The 18,479-nt window shown below is 43.5% G+C and carries 23 protein-coding genes and 1 tRNA gene; 21 read left to right on the forward strand and 3 right to left on the reverse strand.

The window, feature by feature from the left end; translation table 11 throughout:
• Positions 1–15: 15 nt before the first annotated feature.
• The gene (locus PSYCG_RS09380; RefSeq protein ID WP_020443980.1) at positions 16–504 is read right to left on the reverse strand and encodes a M48 family metallopeptidase; all 489 of its coding nucleotides are present in this window, start codon (positions 502–504) and stop codon (positions 16–18) included.
• A 313-nt stretch (positions 505–817) separates the two neighbouring features.
• Between PSYCG_RS09380 and PSYCG_RS09385 the strand changes: the two genes are divergently transcribed.
• The 3 genes from PSYCG_RS09385 to PSYCG_RS09395 all read left to right on the forward strand — a co-directional run bounded on the left by PSYCG_RS09385 (position 818) and on the right by PSYCG_RS09395 (position 2,351).
• Positions 818–893 (forward strand) — tRNA-Asn (locus PSYCG_RS09385).
• 193 nt (positions 894–1,086) lie between these two features.
• Positions 1,087–1,416 (forward strand): hypothetical protein, encoded by a 330-nt coding sequence (locus PSYCG_RS09390; RefSeq protein ID WP_011514160.1) that lies wholly within the window; start codon positions 1,087–1,089, stop codon positions 1,414–1,416.
• A 203-nt stretch (positions 1,417–1,619) separates the two neighbouring features.
• The gene (locus tag PSYCG_RS09395) at positions 1,620–2,351 is read left to right on the forward strand and encodes a hypothetical protein (protein WP_020443981.1); all 732 of its coding nucleotides are present in this window, start codon (positions 1,620–1,622) and stop codon (positions 2,349–2,351) included.
• An 828-nt stretch (positions 2,352–3,179) separates the two neighbouring features.
• Here the strand turns inward: PSYCG_RS09395 and PSYCG_RS09400 are convergent.
• Both PSYCG_RS09400 and PSYCG_RS09405 read right to left on the reverse strand, forming a co-directional pair.
• The gene (locus PSYCG_RS09400; protein WP_020443982.1) at positions 3,180–4,187 is read right to left on the reverse strand and encodes a phage portal protein; all 1,008 of its coding nucleotides are present in this window, start codon (positions 4,185–4,187) and stop codon (positions 3,180–3,182) included.
• Positions 4,184–5,986: a terminase large subunit domain-containing protein gene (locus PSYCG_RS09405; RefSeq protein ID WP_020443983.1), complete on the reverse strand. Its 1,803-nt coding sequence runs from the start codon at positions 5,984–5,986 to the stop codon at positions 4,184–4,186. The genes PSYCG_RS09400 and PSYCG_RS09405 overlap by 4 nt, the downstream gene beginning before the upstream one ends.
• Positions 5,987–6,152: 166 nt before the next feature.
• Between PSYCG_RS09405 and PSYCG_RS13135 the strand changes: the two genes are divergently transcribed.
• The 18 genes from PSYCG_RS13135 to PSYCG_RS09490 all read left to right on the forward strand — a co-directional run bounded on the left by PSYCG_RS13135 (position 6,153) and on the right by PSYCG_RS09490 (position 18,477).
• Positions 6,153–7,058 carry a GPO family capsid scaffolding protein gene (locus PSYCG_RS13135; protein ID WP_020443984.1) on the forward strand — a complete coding sequence of 302 codons (906 nt, stop codon included), beginning with the start codon at positions 6,153–6,155 and terminating at the stop codon, positions 7,056–7,058.
• A gap of 62 nt (positions 7,059–7,120) precedes the next feature.
• Positions 7,121–8,122: a P2 family phage major capsid protein gene (locus tag PSYCG_RS09415; protein ID WP_020443985.1), complete on the forward strand. Its 1,002-nt coding sequence runs from the start codon at positions 7,121–7,123 to the stop codon at positions 8,120–8,122.
• A 2-nt stretch (positions 8,123–8,124) separates the two neighbouring features.
• On the forward strand, positions 8,125–8,862 hold the full coding sequence (gpM, locus tag PSYCG_RS09420; protein ID WP_187289116.1) for a phage terminase small subunit: 738 nt from the start codon (positions 8,125–8,127) through the stop codon (positions 8,860–8,862).
• Between the two features lie 103 nt (positions 8,863–8,965).
• A complete protein-coding gene (locus PSYCG_RS09425) occupies positions 8,966–9,406 on the forward strand; it encodes a head completion/stabilization protein (protein ID WP_020443987.1) in 441 nt (146 codons plus the stop codon).
• Positions 9,403–9,627, forward strand: a complete 225-nt coding sequence (locus PSYCG_RS09430; RefSeq protein ID WP_020443988.1) for a tail protein X — start codon at positions 9,403–9,405, stop codon at positions 9,625–9,627. The genes PSYCG_RS09425 and PSYCG_RS09430 overlap by 4 nt, the downstream gene beginning before the upstream one ends.
• 3 nt (positions 9,628–9,630) lie before the next feature.
• Positions 9,631–10,092 (forward strand): hypothetical protein, encoded by a 462-nt coding sequence (locus tag PSYCG_RS09435; protein WP_020443989.1) that lies wholly within the window; start codon positions 9,631–9,633, stop codon positions 10,090–10,092.
• Complete coding sequence (locus PSYCG_RS09440) at positions 10,089–10,418, forward strand: hypothetical protein (protein ID WP_020443990.1); 330 nt, start codon at positions 10,089–10,091, stop codon at positions 10,416–10,418. The genes PSYCG_RS09435 and PSYCG_RS09440 overlap by 4 nt, the downstream gene beginning before the upstream one ends.
• Before the next feature lie 2 nt (positions 10,419–10,420).
• Positions 10,421–11,011 (forward strand): N-acetylmuramidase family protein, encoded by a 591-nt coding sequence (locus PSYCG_RS09445; protein WP_020443991.1) that lies wholly within the window; start codon positions 10,421–10,423, stop codon positions 11,009–11,011.
• Entirely contained in the window at positions 11,008–11,415 is a 408-nt protein-coding gene (locus PSYCG_RS09450) for a phage tail protein (protein WP_020443992.1), read from the forward strand. The genes PSYCG_RS09445 and PSYCG_RS09450 overlap by 4 nt, the downstream gene beginning before the upstream one ends.
• Positions 11,412–11,852, forward strand: coding sequence for a phage virion morphogenesis protein (locus tag PSYCG_RS09455; protein ID WP_020443993.1), 441 nt, complete (start codon positions 11,412–11,414; stop codon positions 11,850–11,852). Before PSYCG_RS09450 ends, PSYCG_RS09455 begins: the two co-directional genes overlap by 4 nt.
• A gap of 6 nt (positions 11,853–11,858) precedes the next feature.
• Complete coding sequence (locus PSYCG_RS13770; RefSeq protein WP_084674199.1) at positions 11,859–12,062, forward strand: Com family DNA-binding transcriptional regulator; 204 nt, start codon at positions 11,859–11,861, stop codon at positions 12,060–12,062.
• A complete protein-coding gene (locus PSYCG_RS09460; RefSeq protein WP_020443994.1) occupies positions 12,022–12,882 on the forward strand; it encodes a DNA adenine methylase in 861 nt (286 codons plus the stop codon). The genes PSYCG_RS13770 and PSYCG_RS09460 overlap by 41 nt, the downstream gene beginning before the upstream one ends.
• 70 nt (positions 12,883–12,952) lie before the next feature.
• Positions 12,953–13,513: a phage baseplate assembly protein V gene (locus PSYCG_RS09465; RefSeq protein WP_187289117.1), complete on the forward strand. Its 561-nt coding sequence runs from the start codon at positions 12,953–12,955 to the stop codon at positions 13,511–13,513.
• A complete protein-coding gene (locus PSYCG_RS09470) occupies positions 13,510–13,875 on the forward strand; it encodes a GPW/gp25 family protein (RefSeq protein WP_020443996.1) in 366 nt (121 codons plus the stop codon). The genes PSYCG_RS09465 and PSYCG_RS09470 overlap by 4 nt, the downstream gene beginning before the upstream one ends.
• Positions 13,872–14,816, forward strand: coding sequence for a baseplate J/gp47 family protein (locus PSYCG_RS09475; RefSeq protein ID WP_020443997.1), 945 nt, complete (start codon positions 13,872–13,874; stop codon positions 14,814–14,816). The genes PSYCG_RS09470 and PSYCG_RS09475 overlap by 4 nt, the downstream gene beginning before the upstream one ends.
• Positions 14,809–15,336 carry a phage tail protein I gene (locus tag PSYCG_RS09480; protein WP_020443998.1) on the forward strand — a complete coding sequence of 176 codons (528 nt, stop codon included), beginning with the start codon at positions 14,809–14,811 and terminating at the stop codon, positions 15,334–15,336. The genes PSYCG_RS09475 and PSYCG_RS09480 overlap by 8 nt, the downstream gene beginning before the upstream one ends.
• 9 nt (positions 15,337–15,345) lie before the next feature.
• On the forward strand, positions 15,346–15,834 hold the full coding sequence (locus PSYCG_RS09485; RefSeq protein ID WP_020443999.1) for a hypothetical protein: 489 nt from the start codon (positions 15,346–15,348) through the stop codon (positions 15,832–15,834).
• A 48-nt stretch (positions 15,835–15,882) separates the two neighbouring features.
• On the forward strand, positions 15,883–18,477 hold the full coding sequence (locus tag PSYCG_RS09490) for a phage tail protein (RefSeq protein WP_020444000.1): 2,595 nt from the start codon (positions 15,883–15,885) through the stop codon (positions 18,475–18,477).
• Positions 18,478–18,479: the final 2 nt, after the last annotated feature.

Below are 18,479 nucleotides of genomic sequence, written 5' to 3' on the forward strand. Positions count from 1 at the left end.
GCCAACCACGATAGATTAGCATTCGCGCCATTGCAACCACAAACGCGTATCCAGCTCCAACTGATGATAATCAGGCTCCATATGACAGCAAAGCTGATAGAACGCTTTGTTATGCTCCTGCTCCTTAAAGTGCGCCAACTCATGAACAACAATCATCCGCAAAAACTCAGGCGGTGCCTCTTTGAATAAGCTTGCGACCGTAATGCTATTATGCGCTTTAAGCTTACTTCCTTGTACGCGAGACTGATAAGTATGAATGCCTAGCGCATGTTTGAGCACCGTGAGCTTACTGTTATAAGTCACTTGAGACAATGGATTGCTTTTGCGCATATACTGATTTTTTATGTCATTAATATAATGGTATAACGCTTTGTCGTTTTGGATTTGGTGTCTCTCGGGATAGTTTTTGTCCAAATAATCGCCCAGTTTGCCGCTGCTAATTAACATGGCAGCTTGGCTTTGAATCTGCTCCGAATAATGAGCAATATATTTTAAGGTGGTCACTGCTTTTGTCCTTTATCTTGATGCGCGATATTTATCTATATCAATTATACGGTAAGGATATTTTTTTGCTTTAATAGTTTGCTCAAATAGATAGTGGTTGTTCTATTATTGAGTCATCAACATGTTATTAAAGTAGATAAAATAATGGTGTTATGGTCGATATTTAGACAATTATGATTAGATTTATAATTAATCTCATAATAAGGTTGACAGCTCATGACTACTTGGCTAAAATGTGCCCCACATAACGCAAACAAGACAAGCAATTGGGCATATTAAAGCCTTTGTAAAACTTGATGTTATTACCAATTATTCTCCAATAGCTCAGTTGGTAGAGCAACGGACTGTTAATCCGTGTGTCCCTGGTTCGAGCCCAGGTTGGAGAGCCATATACGAAAAAACCTTCATCACTTATTTGATGGAGGTTTTTTTTGGCTAGCATTTACTAACACATCATTAATATGGCTATTAATGCAGCTTCGGTGTTCTTTTGGGGACTTTTGTTGTATGGTAAGAGTACATATGACTAAGTCAGTTTTGCCTGAGTGCTTTATTCCTACTCACTAATAGTAATGGTTTATTATGATACCTGCACGTATAAAAAATAAGTTTTCTGATCATCCGCAAAAAATCATGCGCCCTATCAGTATTCGCCTCTCTGAAGAGATGATTGAGCTTTTAACGGCGACCGCATCAGAGCTTGGATTTAAGCGTATTCAAGGCTTGATTCGCCTATATATCCGTCAAGGTCTTGATCGTGACCATCAAGACTATACGCTTGCCCATGATGAAGTTTTTATTGAGACATTACGCAAAAAAGGCGTGAGCCAGCGTATTATTGATGAAGCGATTGTGGTGACTCACAATAACAATATCACCCATTCATTGTCTGATCTGCAAGAAAATAAATAGCAGTAGCATTTGAGTGTTTAACCGCTTGAGTAGCTAATATTCGAAGCCTTAATAAAGACTAAGTTACCCTAACGGTGCTTGGTCTTTTTTTGCGATTGATAATACTGTACTCACCTTTATTTAGCGATAAATAAACATACACAACGGTAAGATACAATACATTAAGATAACAACTACCACGGCTCATATGGAGGTATCAGATAATGGGTTTATACAAACGTTTAAACAAAGTTGTGTTATTGACTGTGAGCTTGGGGCTGTTTCCTGCCCTGTATGGTTGCTCGCAGCCGCAAGTAGATCCTAGCCAGCAAACCATACCGACCAACTCTGATCAATGGCAAAAGACACTGGGCGATACCTTTGAGCGTCTACCTGAAGCAGATAGAAAGCTGCTAAGTCGTTATATGCTACGTATGAAGCTTAGTAGCGCCTATGAATCAGGCGCGATGCCGCGTATTACTATTAAACAAGCTTTGATCCAACAGCGCGAATATGAGCGCCTACATCCAAACAACCCAACGGGTAAGAAAAGTCCCATTGTAACCAGTCAAAAGCTCGAAACTGCCAATCACCTCAATTATCCTGTTGCCCTATTACCAGTCAAAACCAGCGATAGTGATAGCTTAAACCAAGTCAAGCTACAGTTTATGCTGTCAAATCATGGCAAAGTAGCTATCGAAAGTTTTCAAGGTACTCTCACGATGAAAGAGAAACGTTTGACCAAAAGTAAACGCTTCAACGTGCCATTAACCCAGTTTGAGCCGCCTATCGCTCCAGAACAATCTGGCAAGATAATCATTGAGAGCAGTATCGAAGACATCAATGTTATGCGTGCTATTAAAAATAACACAGGAGTGAGCATTGAGATCACTGAGGGTAAAATGATATTAGCGGATGGGCAGGAAATCGAATTTGACGAGTTACTAGCCAAATAAAACAAAGGTTTTAAACTCTATAGCAATATAAAACAGCAACATAAAAAAATCCCCAATCATTGCTGATTGGGGATTTTCGAATTTGGCGGAGACGGAGAGATTCGAAACCTCTGTATATAGTACTACCTGCAGTTATCAAGATACTAAACCCTTGTATATCAACGGTTGCAGCTATCAAGTCACCTACTACGTCCGTTATATAGCAGCCCATGCCCAGCCCACGACTCTATCCAAAATTTCTCAAGAATGTACGGAAAGAAATGTGTTGATTTAATGCCTAGATATTTCACATAGTCAAATAAAAAGGTAATAAAGGTAATAATTATTATATATTCTCTTGTAACCCTTTATTTATAAGGCTTATGAGGATTTATCAAAAGGTAATAACAAGGTAATATTCGAGTAAAAAGTTACCCTTATTAAAAGTAATATACACCGTTATATAAATACTTGATTTTATTGTTATTTATAATTTATCACCTTTTTCATTACCTCTTATTACCTTTTAGGGGTAATAATATTTTCCATATAAATCAAATACTTATATCACCCTGTCTAACAGTATTACCTTTATTACCTTTTCTTTTGACCGACCTAATATTTTAAGGCTCCAAAATCGCTGCATGATGCGCATCAAACTGCATCATATTGCATCATGCCCTTATACCGATACCATATAGCTGTGGGCATTCTGAGGTTATTTTGATGCATTAAAATGAGCGCATTAAGTATGCGAAACTCGGGCGGGAGGGAGCGATTTTTGGCATGGTCAGATGACAAAAAAAAGGCCACTCATTTTGAGTGGCCTTTTAATTAAAATAAATAAATTTATTGATCAAGTTTTGTCAGCTGATACTCGTTGAATGAGATGATGGTCTCACCGACTTGGTCGTTGATGTCCAGTAGCATGTTTTGTAGTGTCAGTATCTCGTGCCAGTAAAATACTTCAGCGGCTTTTTTCGCGTCACCAAAACCACCAGCATTGTTTGGTACCACTCCCATAAGTTGAGGCGGTACTCGGTGACCTGCTAATGTATCGTCACGCGAGGCAATCTTAATATTAGCAAACTCGTCTTTGGCGGCAACCTCTGCCAGCGGTATAACTTTAACGCCATCAGGTTTCCCGTTAGGCGTATACATAAATAAGTTCTTAAAGTTACCTGCACCTTTTGATTCTCGCACTGCATCTTCTAAATCATCAACGTCTTCTTGTGTCGATAATGGATCTGATACATGCAAAATATAACCCGCATGAGCACCATTTTTATAATACCGACGTCGGAATAATGTCGCGGCTTCGTTAAGTGTAATGGCATTTACACTGCTCAAGTAGTCTGGTACGCCATAAATTTCTTGATTGATATCAGGGTTAAATATGTGAATGACTTGCTCATTGTATTCAATCGCCGCACCTTGTCTATAATCAACGTGGTGATAACCCTCTCCCTTGATTGACTTGCGTGTGTTACGTGCAAGCTTTGGTCGAAGCTGTAATACGCCTCCCAATCTATTACGTATTACTTGCACATAAGCATTATCAAATACTAATAAATTAATCACTAGACCGATAAAAGCTTGGCGGCTTAACTTCGGATGCGGCTTGTATAAGCTAGTGAGTACATTGCGCTTAGTAATCAATGCGCTAGTATGATGACTGGTCGCATGATACAGCTTGGCCACCGCATCAATGTCATAAGGATACTCATAGTGATTTTGATACATTGGGCAATATTCGTATTCGAACATACTGCGCCCATCTAGTACTGGCTCCGGGTCACCAAAGCTGTGCATAATTATTTTCTGACCAGTTCTAGCCTTTTCATCTGTGTCTGTCATCTATGTACCCCTATTCGTGATTTGTGGACGCCATCATTGATTTGATCTGTACTTGCAAGTGGTGCTTTTTCAAGCGCATTCATAATTGCCCATGCAATATCACTGTGACCAATCTCTTTACTTCTGCTACTAACAAATGTCATTTGGCGTTGGCTGCCAGTCAGCGCTTGTTTAATAGCAATGAATGCTTTTGCAATATCAATACTACCCGCATCAAAGTGTAGTTTGCGCCGGGTAAAAAGCTCTTTAACTCTGAGCGCCATGCGCGTCTTACTCTCAACGCTATAGATAATAGCAGTGTAGTTTGGATAGAATTTTTTAACGTGTTCAGCGACTGAGATACCAGCCCCTGTTGTATCGATACCTAAAAACTCAACATCGTAACGCTCGCAAATCTTTTTGATATGCTGTGCTTGGACGTGTGGTGGCATGTGATCAAGGTGCATACGCTCTAAGATGCGATACGGCTGACCCTCTTTTTCAGGCGGCGCGATGACTGCCAATGCCGGCCTATCACCGGTAAAGCTTGGGTCATAACCTACCCAAACTGGTTTGGCAAACTTCTTGCTGCCCAACGGTGTAAAGTCATCCCAAATCTGCCAGCTATCCACCATATTTGGCTGCAGTACTGATAGAGGGAAATAACTATTACTGTCATCAAGAAATACACACATAAACAGATTGGCAAAGCGTTCGGGTGTGTACTCCAGTAGCAGCTGTGCTATATCAAGTTTGTCAAAACCACCACGAATAGCATCTTTGATAGTGACGATTAAACGCCATTTACCATCATCACAGTAGCGACCAGACTTTAAAGCGCTGTGAGACGTATCGATATCTTTTTTATTAACACCATCTTTACCGGTCCAAAACGCATAGGCTTCATGCAAGACACTGCTTGGCGTAGATAAATAGACCTGCTGAAAATGACTTTGTGATGCCATGCCCGATGCGACGGCACGGAACTCTTTGAATTTACGAATCCAGAAAAACTCATCCATAATTACATCGCCATGACGACCCTGTGCCGTCAATGCGTTGGTGCCCATGTAATAAAGACTGACCTGAGTATTGTCCTCTAATGACAGTACGATTGGCTCCCCGCCAATATTCCTGCCCAGTACTTCAAACACAAACGCTTTGATGTACTCAATAAATTGATACGCCTGGGCCTTACTTGCTGATAAAAATATTTTATTCTTCTTGGTGCGCAGCGCATTGATAAGAGCCCATAGTGCAATGACATAAGTAGCACCGATCTGCCGAGATTTGAGCATCATAAATATACGCGCAGCGCGATGCTTTTTGTTGCCGTTTAATATTTCGACCCATCGCTGCTGAAACGTATATGGTTCAAGCATTAAGTTAAACGCTTCTTCTAAAGCGTCAATGTCTTCTTCTGTAAACAAGTTTCTGACTGCAGGCTTACGATCTTCTTTATATCTCTTAGAGAGTTTTGGATTGAGCGTCGCGCCATTACCACCCTCGTTATAACGCTCTATTTTTGCTGTCCGCTCTAATTGCTGGTTAAAGAAATCTATCTCTTTGTATTCGGCATTTCCTTTTTTATCCATGTTAATTAGTGATAACAGTCGAGATTGCATTGCTGATTTTACATTCTCAAAAATACTTGCACGCACCCACGCGTCGCGACTCTTCCAACTAGCTACAGTTGGTCGCTTTTCACTCAATTCTTTGGATATTTCAGTGACGCTCAAGCCTTGCGCGTAGAGCAAGCGCGCTCGTTCGCGGTTGTCCGCAGTGCTGTCGTTGATGATATGGGATTGGTCAGTAGTCATAAGGCAATAGCTTATAGCGCGTAACCCTTGTAACCACGCTGTTTGTAACCGTAAAGCCGCTTTGCGGTTAACAACCAGTTGCCCGTTATGCCTCTTAACCGACAAACTAAAGCATATTGAAAGATACCAAACCTTATTTACTAAACTTTAGCAACTGAGATTGACTATGACTGTTCCTGTACTGCCCGGTAAACGAGTCGTCAAACGCTTTCGCGTCGCCCGCGAAGGGCAAACTGTTGACGGTCGCTCTCTATCTCAAGAACATATTATTGATATGTCAGAGACTTACGATCCTGTCGAATATACCGCACGTATCAACTGCGAGCACATGAGTGGTCGGTGGTCTAGTCTTAATAATAATTATGATTCTGGCGCACTGGGTGACATCATCAAAGTCGATCATGGCATGGAAACATTCAAGCAGAATGGCGTTGATGTTCAGTTAATGTGCTTATATGCCACTTTGTCAGTACTACCCGCATTGGTAGAAGCTAACAAAGAGGGTAAAAAGATTTTTACTTCTATCGAATTCTATCCAAAGTTTGCTGACACTGGTCGCGGCTATTTAGTTGGACTAGCGGTTACAGACTCTCCAGCTTCGCGTGGTACTGAACCTCTAAAATTCAGTACAAATGCTAATGCCCTTCGCACTGATCCCAACGACCAAGAGCTTATCCTTATGACAAAAGATGCCCCAGCCACAGTAGCTAGTACTGATCCCGCGACTCCAGCAGTTAACAATACTACCGAACAGCCAGTTACCGACACCCAGACCCAAGAGCTAAATACAAAGCCTGAAGCTGACGGCTTCTTACAAAAGCTATCAACTATGTTTGCATCCAAGAAATCTGGCATGAGCACTCAAGAGCAAGAATTGGTCTTGCAGTCTTTTAAAACGCTCAATGAAAAAACGAATGATGTTGCTAAAGAAAATGAAGGTCTGCAAACAGAGTTGTCTGAGTTAAAGACTGCATTTGAAGAATTAAAGATCCAGCTCTCTAGTCAACCAGCTAACAATCTAACGAATACACCTCCTGCTACTGGCGGCGGTGCTCAACTAACAGAGTATTAATATAGCCGGCATCGAATGATGTGTTCTTAGATATTTAGATTTCTTTACCTCCAAGGACTTTTATGTTTACTTTAGATCCGCAAACAGCTTTACAACTTGAGCAGTACAAACAACAAGTTGCACGCGTCAATGGCGCACAAAACTTCAATGCAGCTTTCAATGTTGCTCCTTCCGTTGAGCAGAAACTCATAGAAGTTTATCGTCAAGTTACCGATTTTCTCGGCAAGATCAATATTCAAGGTGTTAAGAACGCGCATGGCCAAAAACTAGGTCTTGGTGGCAATAAAACAGCAGCAAGCACTACTGACACACGCTCTCAACCACGCCGTCCTACAGATATCTTTAATCTTGAAGCGGTTGACGATTATCTATGTACTAAGACCAACTCTGATATTGCTTATCTATACGAAGTCATCGACAACTGGGGTTATCTGCCTGATTTCCAGCAAAAGCTTGCCGCTATTGCTGTTGCTATTGTTGCCGAAGATATGCAGCGTATTGGCTTTAACGGTACTCATCGCGCCAAAACATCAAACAAAGACCTGTATCCATTATTGCAAGACGTGAATATTGGTTGGCTTGAAAAGATCCGCGCTTACAATCCTGAGCGTCATATCGACGGTATCACCATCGGTGCTGGCCAAGAGTTCAAAAATATGGACGCTTTGGTTGAAATGGCCAAAAATGAATTAATTGCAGAGCAGCATCGCCAAGCAAGTGGTTTAACTGCTATCACTAGTAGTAACTTGGTTTCTGATAAATATGTCGGACTGCTTAATCAAAACCATTCTCCGACGGAGCAAATCGCTGCTAACGCGTTATATCAGAAAAAGCAGCTTGGCTCCCTACCAGTAGATACTCCAGCCTTTTTTGTGCCTAATGGTCTCCTTATCACTACTCATGACAACCTGTCTATTTACAAGTTACGTGGGTCGCAGCGCCGTCACATTATTGATGAGCCACAGTGGGATCGTACTACTGATTATCAATCAGTTAATGAGTGCTATGTGGTCGAAGACTATAGCAAAACAGTATTGATTGAAAACATTGTGCTGGAGGGTTAATGATGAAAAGTAACTCTTTACGCGAACACTTTATTCGTACTAACGCCGCTAAAAAAGCCAAAGCTGCTAATAATGACCCACGCTTATCAGCGCAGGTCTTAGGTCGTCGCATGGGTACAACGATGGTCAGCCAATCGACACCTATCAGTGATGCGCCGTCTGATGGCGACACCAATCCCGATGCTGGTAGCAATATCGAATTAAAGTTCTGGAACGATGACCAGCATCTGTCAAACATTCAATCCATCAGTCATAAAACAGAACTTAAGAAAGAGTTCTTACCATTTTATGTGCCTTGGATTGAAGGCACCATTGCTGAAGGCATTGGCGGTCAAGATGACATGCTCGTTAAGCTGATGGTTTGGTGTTTAGACACTCATGATTTTAAAACGGCAACCGATATTGCTGAGTATGCGTTACTCAATGATTTTGTGATGCCAGAGCCATTTACCCGTGATGTCGCTACTGTTTTTGTTGAACAGTTAGCAGATGAGCTGCTTATTCTCAAAAAAGATACTGACACCGCTGTTTATGCCGATTTAATTCAACGCGCTATAGACAGTACGACATCACAAGATATGCCAGACCAAGTCCGCGCTAAACTTTATCGCGTCCTTGGTGACAGCCTAAAAGATGCAAAGCCTGAAGATGCCATCCACGCTTATGAAATAGCTATTAAGCTTGATGACAAAGTCGGCTGCAAAAAAGACCTCACACAGCTTGAGAAAGCTGGAGAGTAACGACCCCACCCGGGAAGCGGCTCACTAAGACAATGCTATTTGCTGATCGCATCATAACAACGTCAAAGTGACTACCGCTTTTCTTTTATCTGCAGGTAATGTCATGTTGATCAATCAACAAGTCCAAGCGCAAAACGTCCCTAATCACTATGCTCACCTACCATCTGTTAGTACAGAGGATATGGTGCAGCTGATGCGGATTGATAAAACGCTTGGCGCTGATCGTATCGCAGGCTATATCGATAATGCTTATGACACGGTCAATGGCGACTTACCTGTCACCTTTTTTAGTCTGCTAACTCTACAGCGCCATCTAGCTGATAAACGGATGCTCCCAGACAAATTCGCACGCACTTATAAACGCGCAATCATGAATGAGGCCGCCGCGCTTATTGCTGATAATTATGTTGATTATGATACGACGAGCCAAGGCGCTATTAGCGGTGATGTGCAGCTGACCAAATCCAACAGATTACGTCGTGTGGTTAGCCATTGCATTGCAGACATGACTGGCCGTCGCCGAAATCGTGTGAAGCTGTTATGAATACGGCTCAATATCAGCGCACGATACGCGCATTACCAAACGATACGCTTGATGCTATCGCTTACCGCGTTTATGCCAATCGATCTATAAGTATGCTGCCAAAACTGATTGAGAGTAATACTGACCATTCGCCATTTGCTTTGCTGTCCTCTCAAGCCATCATCATCTTGCCTGATGACAATGCTACAGCTGCAGCGCCATCTATCAAATTATGGGATTAATTCATGAAAAAACCGACTAAAAAAGTCTGGCTAATGCGTATAGGTTGTGCGCTTGGATGGCTTGCTGCCATCGCAGTTTGGATGTTTTTGACAATCTCGCATGCCAAGGCTGATACGGCGATTTCTGCTTCTCTGCCCTTCCTTACGCCCTCTATGTTAGTAGCGACTGTCATTGGCGCTGTAGGTAGTTTTTTGGCATTCGGCGAAGACAAAAAGTTTCCACCTTCTGCGACTAGTATTGGCCATATTCTATTAGGGTTTGGCGCAGGTTTGTTTTTCACTCGTGGCAGTTTAGAGCTGATGGGTTATATCAATAGCAGCGATGACGTTGTTTTACTCGTCAGCTTTCTGTGGGCTGGTATTGGCTATTTTTTCTTACGCCTGGTCGTTGCTGTTGTTAAGTCGGAAAAAATGGTGGAGATACTACCAGATTGGGCTGCTAAATTATTAGGGATCAGCAAATGATGGTCATTATCAATATATCTGCAGTGGTTTTGGCGGCACTCATGCTGTCATGGATGCTAATGCGTACCCGCTGTCACGATAGTGTGGGCTGGTGGGCATTTCGTGTGTTGGCATGCTATGCACTGGTTTGCTTTGTCTATCTTGCTTATGACACTAGCATTCTCGGTGACAAACTCCCTGTGCGTTACATGTTTATACGCTTTGGGTGCTTAGCACTCGTTGCCGCGATGTACTTGTCATGGCATTTACTCCTTAAGCAAAGTAGAGCAACCAAAGCTCAAAACTTTACTGCACGGTTAAATAATGTTTTCAGAAACGAGGATTGATAATGTCTAAGAAATTAAACGACAAAGATATTACTATCGCCGCTAAGGATTTAGGACTCCGCCCGTCTATTTTGAAAGCTATTGTTGATGTTGAAGGTCGTGATAACGGATTTAACGACGATGGTACACCAACTATATTATTTGAACGTCATGTGTTTTATGAGCGTTTAGGTGAGCATTACTATTACACCGTTCGCCGCAGCGCGATGAAAGAGCGTCCTGATTTATGCTGGTCGAAACCTACCCAACCCGGTGGTTATGGCCTATACCGTGAACAAACCAAACGTTTGAATGAAGCTGCCAAGTATCATCGCGATAGTGCATTAGAAGCTTGCAGTTGGGGCGTTGGTCAAGTGATGGGTTATTGGTGGAAAGAGCTTGGTTATGACTCATTACAAGATTTTATCAACAACATGTACGAATCTGAAGCCAAGCAACTAGAAGCGATGTGTCGTTATATTGAACATTTTGGTTTGGTTGATGAGCTGCAGCGTGAAGATTGGCACGGCTTTGCCAAAGGCTACAATGGTCCTGATTATAAGAAACATAACTATCATGGTCGCTTGGAAACTGCTGAGGCCAGATACAGATGAAATACCTGCAGCAGCTAAAAGACGATTTACTTGCCAAGTTTGCAGCGCAACTGACCGCAGACAAAGTACATCTTTTTTTGGTGAATGGTGAGCTGTCATCCAATAGCGGCGATATTAATTATATCGCGCGCTTTCTGTTTATTGATTGCCGTGACAACGATCCTTTTAGCTTAATGACTTTCATCCGCAAATGGTTTGAGTCAAAAGGCTATCCGATACCGGACTTGAATTTTGATAGCGAAATCATAGATGCCGAGACGTATGATCTTACTGTTGATATCGGTCTAGTAGATAAACTGGTTATTAATGAAGCTGGTGATTACCATCTTTGCCTACCCAAGATTTGGTCTGACAGCCTTGAAGACTGGGTAACGAAAGATGTAGCTGACGCGGTCGGACCATGACTGATAACTTTGACGAATTAACGACTTGGCTTAACCACATCAATCAGCAGTTAAGCCCGCAGCAAAAGACCAGGCTTAATAGGCAGATATCTACCAAAATGCGTACTGTATGGAAACGCCGTATCAAAGCGCAGAAAGATCCAGACGGAAAGCGCTTTACCCCGCGCAAACGTGATCAGGTCGGTAGTATCAGTCGAGGCGCTATGTTTCAGCGGTTGCCTAAGATGCTGAAAACTGCATACAGCAGTAAGCGTGCAGAGATTGGTTTTGCCGGTCGCACTGCTGAAGTCATGGCAGTTCACCAGTACGGCAAAACCATCAAGCCTAACCCAAAATCAAAACCCACACGTTATCCAGTCCGTAAAACTATTGGTTGGTCAGATGATGATAAAGAACTAATTATTAATGAGATAAGAGAATTTTTATTAAATGAGTAACTAATCATGCATGATTTTCGTTGTATTGAGTGTGGGCGTTTATTAGCTCGCATCTCAGGTGAGGCAGTGGTCGCCGTCAAATGTCCACGATGTAAAAAATTAAACACTACACAGAACGCCCAGAGCGTCTCATTAGAAGACCGTGAGTCTCAAACTAAAAGAGACTCTCATGAGCGATTCCAATGTAGTAACACCAAGTCTTCAACATAAAGCGCCACTTCCCTTCGTTGGCCAGAAACGATTTTTCTTAAAACACTTCCGTCAAGTGATTGATGAACACATTCCTGATAATGGTGAAGGCTGGACTATCATTGATGTGTTTGGCGGTAGCGGGTTACTCAGTAATAACGCCAAACATTTAAAACCTGCCGCGACGGTTATCTTTAATGATTTTGACAATTATTGTGAGCGCCTAAAGCACGTTGATGACAGTAACAGATTGCGCCGGCAACTGATGGACGTACTAGCTGACTACCCGCGCCAAACGCTTTTAGATAGAAATATTAAGTCTCAAGTTATAGACGTGATCGAAAAATTCAAAGGCCACATTGACCTGCGAGTATTGTCAACGTGGTTATTATTTGCCGGCAAACATGCCACCAGTTTAGATGAGCTGTATGCAAGTCATCTATATAACTCTTTACGCCGTACTGACTTCACAGCTGTAGATGACTATTTGACCGGTTTAGATATTGTTTGCGAGTCATACGACACGCTTATACCTCAATACGCTAATCAACCTAAAACGCTACTTGTTTTTGATCCGCCCTACGTCAATACCCAGCAAGGCGCTTATGCACAGAAAGAGTATTTTGGAATGGTGCAATTTTTAAAGCTGATGCAATGTGTAAGACCACCTTATATTTTCTTCAGCAGTACGCGAAGTGAATTGCCAGCTTATCTTGATTTTCTGCGAGAGCATGATTCTTGCGCTTGGCAACGAGTTGGCAATTACGAAACGATTAGTCTAAAAGCACAGATGAATAAAAACTCATCGTACGAAGATCATATGATTTATCGTTTCCAATAACTTAACCGTAAGTCCTATTTGCGGTTAAGCATTAGATGCACTTGGCTTTGCTGCAATGCAGACTATGCCTATGAACGCAGAAAACCAACGCCGCTTACACAATATCGCCACCATTGGCACTGTCACGCATATCAATGCTGACAGTGCTTTGATGCGCCTAGCTGTTGGCGAAAATGTAACTGACTGGGTAAACATCCCTTCTATCGCTGCTGGATCTATTAGCGTATGGCGCTGCCCTAGTATCGGTGAGCAATACTTACTGGTCTCGCCAAGCGGTGAATTGGCTAATGCTATCCCTGTTATCAGCTTATATAGCGAACACAACCCTAGTCCGAGCACCGACCAAAATGAGATACGCATCCGCTATAACGACACTGACTTTTGCAGTATTGATGTGGTTAAAAGCCAACTCACAATCCATATCAGCGAGACCCTTATCAAGTCAAAAACCAGCATTGTATTGGATACACCAAGCACGCGTATGACCGGCAGTCTGCAAGTCGACAAAGGCATCCACGCAAGTGAAGCGATTAAGTCAGATGACGAAGTTTATGCAAAAGACATCAAACTAGGTAATCACGGTCATAAAAACGTTAGAAGTGGTTCTGATGTGTCTGGTGACCCCGTATGAATAACTACGCAACGGGTATGTCTCGCACCAATGGCGACCTATTAAATCAAGATGAGCATTTGCGTCAGTCAATACACGACATTTTGACCACGCCGCTTGGTACACGATTGATGCGCCGTGAGTATGGCAGCCTACTGCCCTTTTTAATTGACGCCCCAGCTAATGATGCCACACGTCTGAAGCTGATGGCAGCCACAGCGACCGCCCTTATTCGTTGGGAGCCACGTATTAAGGTGAGCAAAGTGAGCTTGTCTTTGATTAATGATGGTATCAATAGCGGCTGGAATACATTGATTGAGATGCGCCGTGCTGATAGCTCAACGCTGACTACATCATTATCTTTAGTGCGAGGGGCCACATGAATAATGTATTTACCGCAATTAACCTACAGGGCTTGCCGCCACCAAATTTAATCAAGCCCATTTCGCCTGAAGCCGAATTGATTGAAATCCGCGCCGAGTTTGCTGCCAAATTCCCAGCCAATCACCCGATACACGCGGCATTAGCATTAGAGTCTGAGCCGGTTAACAAGATATTAGAAGTATTGGCTTATCGCTACAGCCTAAAAGTGAGCGAGATTAATCGTACGGCTCGTAGCCTTATGCTGGCGTATGCCAATGGCGCTGACCTTGACCATATTGGTGTCACCTATTACCGCGTACAGCGCAAAGTTTTACAAGTAGAAGATTTAACAACCAATCCTGTTACGCCTGAGATTCTAGAAGACGATACCGATTATCGTGATCGCTTGGCATTGTCAGTCGAAGCCGAAACCAAGGCCGGTAGCGCTGGGGCTTATTTATTCCACGCATTATCTGCCAGTCCGCAAGTATTTAACGCTACCGTCCACAGCCCCGCGCCCACGGAGGTAGACGTATATTTATCTGGCCAGATTGATGGTGACGTGCTCGAGCAAGCGACCAAGACCGTTGGTGTTGATCAAAGTGCTATTAACGATGTTTTTGCTGCGCTGACCGCTGATGATGTGCGTCCTCTAACCGACCTAGTGCGCGTACATAGTGCTACTGCAAAGTCATATCAAATTAATGCTGTGATTTATATCAAGGCGGGTATCAGTCCAAGTCTGTTACTACAGCAAGGATTAGATAATTTGCGTGCTTATTTGCGCTCCGAATTTAAGCCTGGTCGTCGCATCGCTACCAGTCGCATTATTGGTGCGCTCGATGTAAATGGCGTCAGTCGCATTGAGCTGATTAGCCCGGCTACTGATGTATTGGTCGACGTGTCACAGGTGGCACATTGCACCAGTCATGATATTACGGCGGTAAGCAGCAATGACTGATTTGTCTTTACTGCCAGCTAATAGCAAACCGCTTGAGCGCGGACTTGCAACATTGACAACGAGACTTGAATCGATAGATGTACCGTTTGACCTAATTTGGGATGCAGAAAACTGTCCTATCGAATATTTACCTTTTTTGGCTTACGCCTGGTCCGTTGATGAATGGAATGACGCGTGGAGTATTGAGACGCAGCGCAATGTTGTCAAAAACTCAGTTTGGGTACACCAGCGCAAGGGCACTTTAGGCGCTGTCAAGCGTGCTTTGGCTGTCATGAACTACGACACCAGCGTGATTGAGTGGTTTGAAAAAACCCCAAGAGGTACACCGGGCACGTTTAGCATCGAAGTAAATCCCATGAATGGGGTTATCACTGACTCAGTACGACAAATCCGTGCGGTCGTTGATGCCGTTAAACGCCTATCTGCTCATTACGATATTTATTTTGGTACATCTGTAAATGCAACAATCGCCGCCTACGCTGTCCCAGCCGTCGGTGTCGAAATAACCATCACTAACTGAGGATTTATTATGCCAAATGATCAACAGCCGCAAGGCTTAACCAAAACCGTTACCAATCCATTGTCTGACCGTGGTTCATACCTTGTTGATTTTGACGTAATTGAGGGCGACGGTATTGCTACCGCAAGTCACTTAGCACTGATTATGAATGACGGCATTGCCCGTACTGATGTTGACATCATTTTTAATCCAGCATTATTACGCACTCGTTTTGACTCCGTGCATGTTGAGGTTGTCACCAGTACTGCAACCAACATCAACATTTACACGTTGCTCACTCCAGAGCATCTAGCCAATCACACTACTGCACCTAAGCGCACCTTAGCAGTTGCAGAAAATACTTCAGAACTGTTTACGATCAAAAAACTAGGTGACGTCATTGTGTTTGACGGTGCAGCTATTGACCGTCTTTTGATGCCCGTCGCACCCGAAAACGGTGGTGGATTAGGTTTACCTCCTATTGATAACGGCGAAGGTACTGGTTCTGGTACGACCTAATCGAACAACTTTAATATTGGCAAACTAACTATTAATTAAAGGCTCATCATGACTTACCAGCTCTTACTAACCACGCTTGGACAACAAAAGCTTGCAGCAGCTGCATCTGCTGGCGGTCAGCCGGTACGCATTGCTGAATTTGCTGTTGGGCAAGGCGTCAATGTTGATTTTAGCCAACGTCTTGATCAGCAAGTACTGGTTAGTAAACGCTATCAAGCTGCTGTTAATGGCGTTGCGGCCACGGCGGTTGTTGGACAATACGAGATTACTTGTATCGTTCCGCAAGATCAAGGTGGCTGGGCGATACGTGAGATTGGCTTAATTGATAGCGAAGGTAGCTTAATTTGGGTCGGTCAAGTGCCAGAGTTGCAAAAGCCTGTTGCCAGCTCTACTGCCACTGTTGATTATCGTATTAAGGCTGTTATCAGTATTGACAATCCTGATGTCAATTTAGTGATTGATGCCAACGTCGTGACAGCGACGCAAGCATGGGTGTCTAATAATTTTGTTAGCAATCCCCGCTTTGCTCAATTCTTAGATTTGGCTTATCCGTTTGGCTATCCCTACTGGTCACACAGTAAATCTAATCCCAAGCCTCTATTTGACGCGATGTTTGGTTTTGAAACACACTGGCGGAGGTTAGAAGGTATTGGTTTAGTGGCTGTTAAAGATGGCGATGCTTACATCGGTCAGCCTATGCTCACACTGGGGCAGCGCGGCAATACAGAGCTTGCCACAACTGACCGCCCACACACTTACCCTATTTATACCAGCTACCTGTTTGAGCGCTATGATCCATCGACCGTGGTTGAAACCGTCTGGAAAGTGGCGGCAGACAAAATCTCAATTAATGAAGGGGCTGCAGTACGGTTTACGGTTACAGCCAGTAATTTACCTGATGGGCAAATCCTCGATTGGATAGTAAAAGAAGGTGCGTTAAACGGTGATACCAATGATGTTGTTGTACCTGAAAAAACAGAAAGCGGAACGGTTATTTTGAATAACGGTCAAGCTATTATTAACTTTACAACCACATCTGATGACAATATCGAAGAATCACAAAATCACGTGCGATTGACTGTGGGTGCGCCGGCTAACTTGTCAATTAACGTACCGATTAATGACGCTGGCCACCACGAAACTGTCATGCATATCAGTCAGTCAACAACTGACGGTATCGATCTCGCTGAGTATTACAAAGCTCAATCAGGTAGCTACCCATCATCTACTGAAACTGTGCGATTTATCGTGGACGCAGGCGTGGACATTATCGCACCCGACACCGATACGGCGGCCATAGAAGCGGGCATTAACTGGCCAATAGGATCGCAAGCCACTGTAGAAAATCACGGTCGTATTTTTGGACGCGGTGGTGATGCTGGGCGTAGCGCAAGAACGGTTGAGGACAACTATACGCCACTAGCTATTGACACCTACGCTTCAAGAGTTCACCCACTAATACCCGCTATTGCGGGTGGTGATGGTGGAACGGCAACCAAAGGAAGCATGACTATAGAGAATTACGGCTTTATTGCTGGCGGCGGCGGTGGCGGCGGTGGTAGTAGCGCCTTTTTGGTAGATAAAAGCTATGTATTACCAGCTTATAGTGGCACTGACTACGACTATAGGTTTATGTTTTACAGTGTGGTTGAGGCTGGCGTGGGCGGCGGTGCACCGTTTGGTGAAGCGACTTATAACTACACAGGGGTTAAAGCGTTTAACAAACGCCATAAACTTGACATTAGCGACTACTACCCAGCATTAGGGGTTAATGATGTTGTTTTGACGGCAAAAGTAGACGCTAACTTGTGGCGAGGTGCGCCACAATACCCAAATCCTGATCCTATTGTAAAAGAAAATGGCGTGTATGCCGTTAGATTTGACTGGCGGGATAGTACGGTAAAAACCCCAAGCGGCGGCCATACAACGAGTTACGATCACATTGACCATGTGGTTACTGTTCCGTGGTCGAATGTGTCAAACGAGACAGCTTATCGTAACAACTTCCTCGACGTTATCAATTTGCCGCTACCTAATATGAATGGTGATGATTATTCGTTGTTTAACGGCATTGCAGGGTATGGCAACAGATTAGAGAACGTGAATATCGCTGAAATGCAGCGCCAAGGTGAGTTTATGATGAGTTACGAGGCCAAAGACGGCGCGTTGCTTACTGGTGGTCGCGGCGGTGCTAACGTGTGGGATTCGCCTTTTGACGCTCAAATGTATGGCGATAATTACCAGCTAGCAGATAGTAAAAAATGGCGCTTTACAAGAGCTATCATACAAAAACCCGCTAGTAGAGCGCAGCTTAACGAGTGGTACGGTTCAGGCGCGACAGATAACGGCTCAAATTTTTATAACGACACGTACACTACCGAGCTAGATTTTTATAACGATGTGAAAGGCGGTGACGGCGGTAATGTTGGCGAAGCTGGTCAGGCAGGTTCAACCATTCCTGAATACATGGCAATATCAACGCCCGACAGTACTGGTTATAACGAATTACGAATCGCTAAAGTAGACACGACCGAATTAAACCTATTCCGCACACCAGCCGCGCAAGGCGGACTCGCAGGTTATGTCAAAGAAGGCAACGTCACTATCAATAATCTATCAGGCGGCGTAACCAAAGGTCGCTAATT

The sequence above is a fragment of the Psychrobacter sp. G genome (assembly GCF_000418305.1).
GTDB lineage: Bacteria > Pseudomonadota > Gammaproteobacteria > Pseudomonadales > Moraxellaceae > Psychrobacter > Psychrobacter cryohalolentis.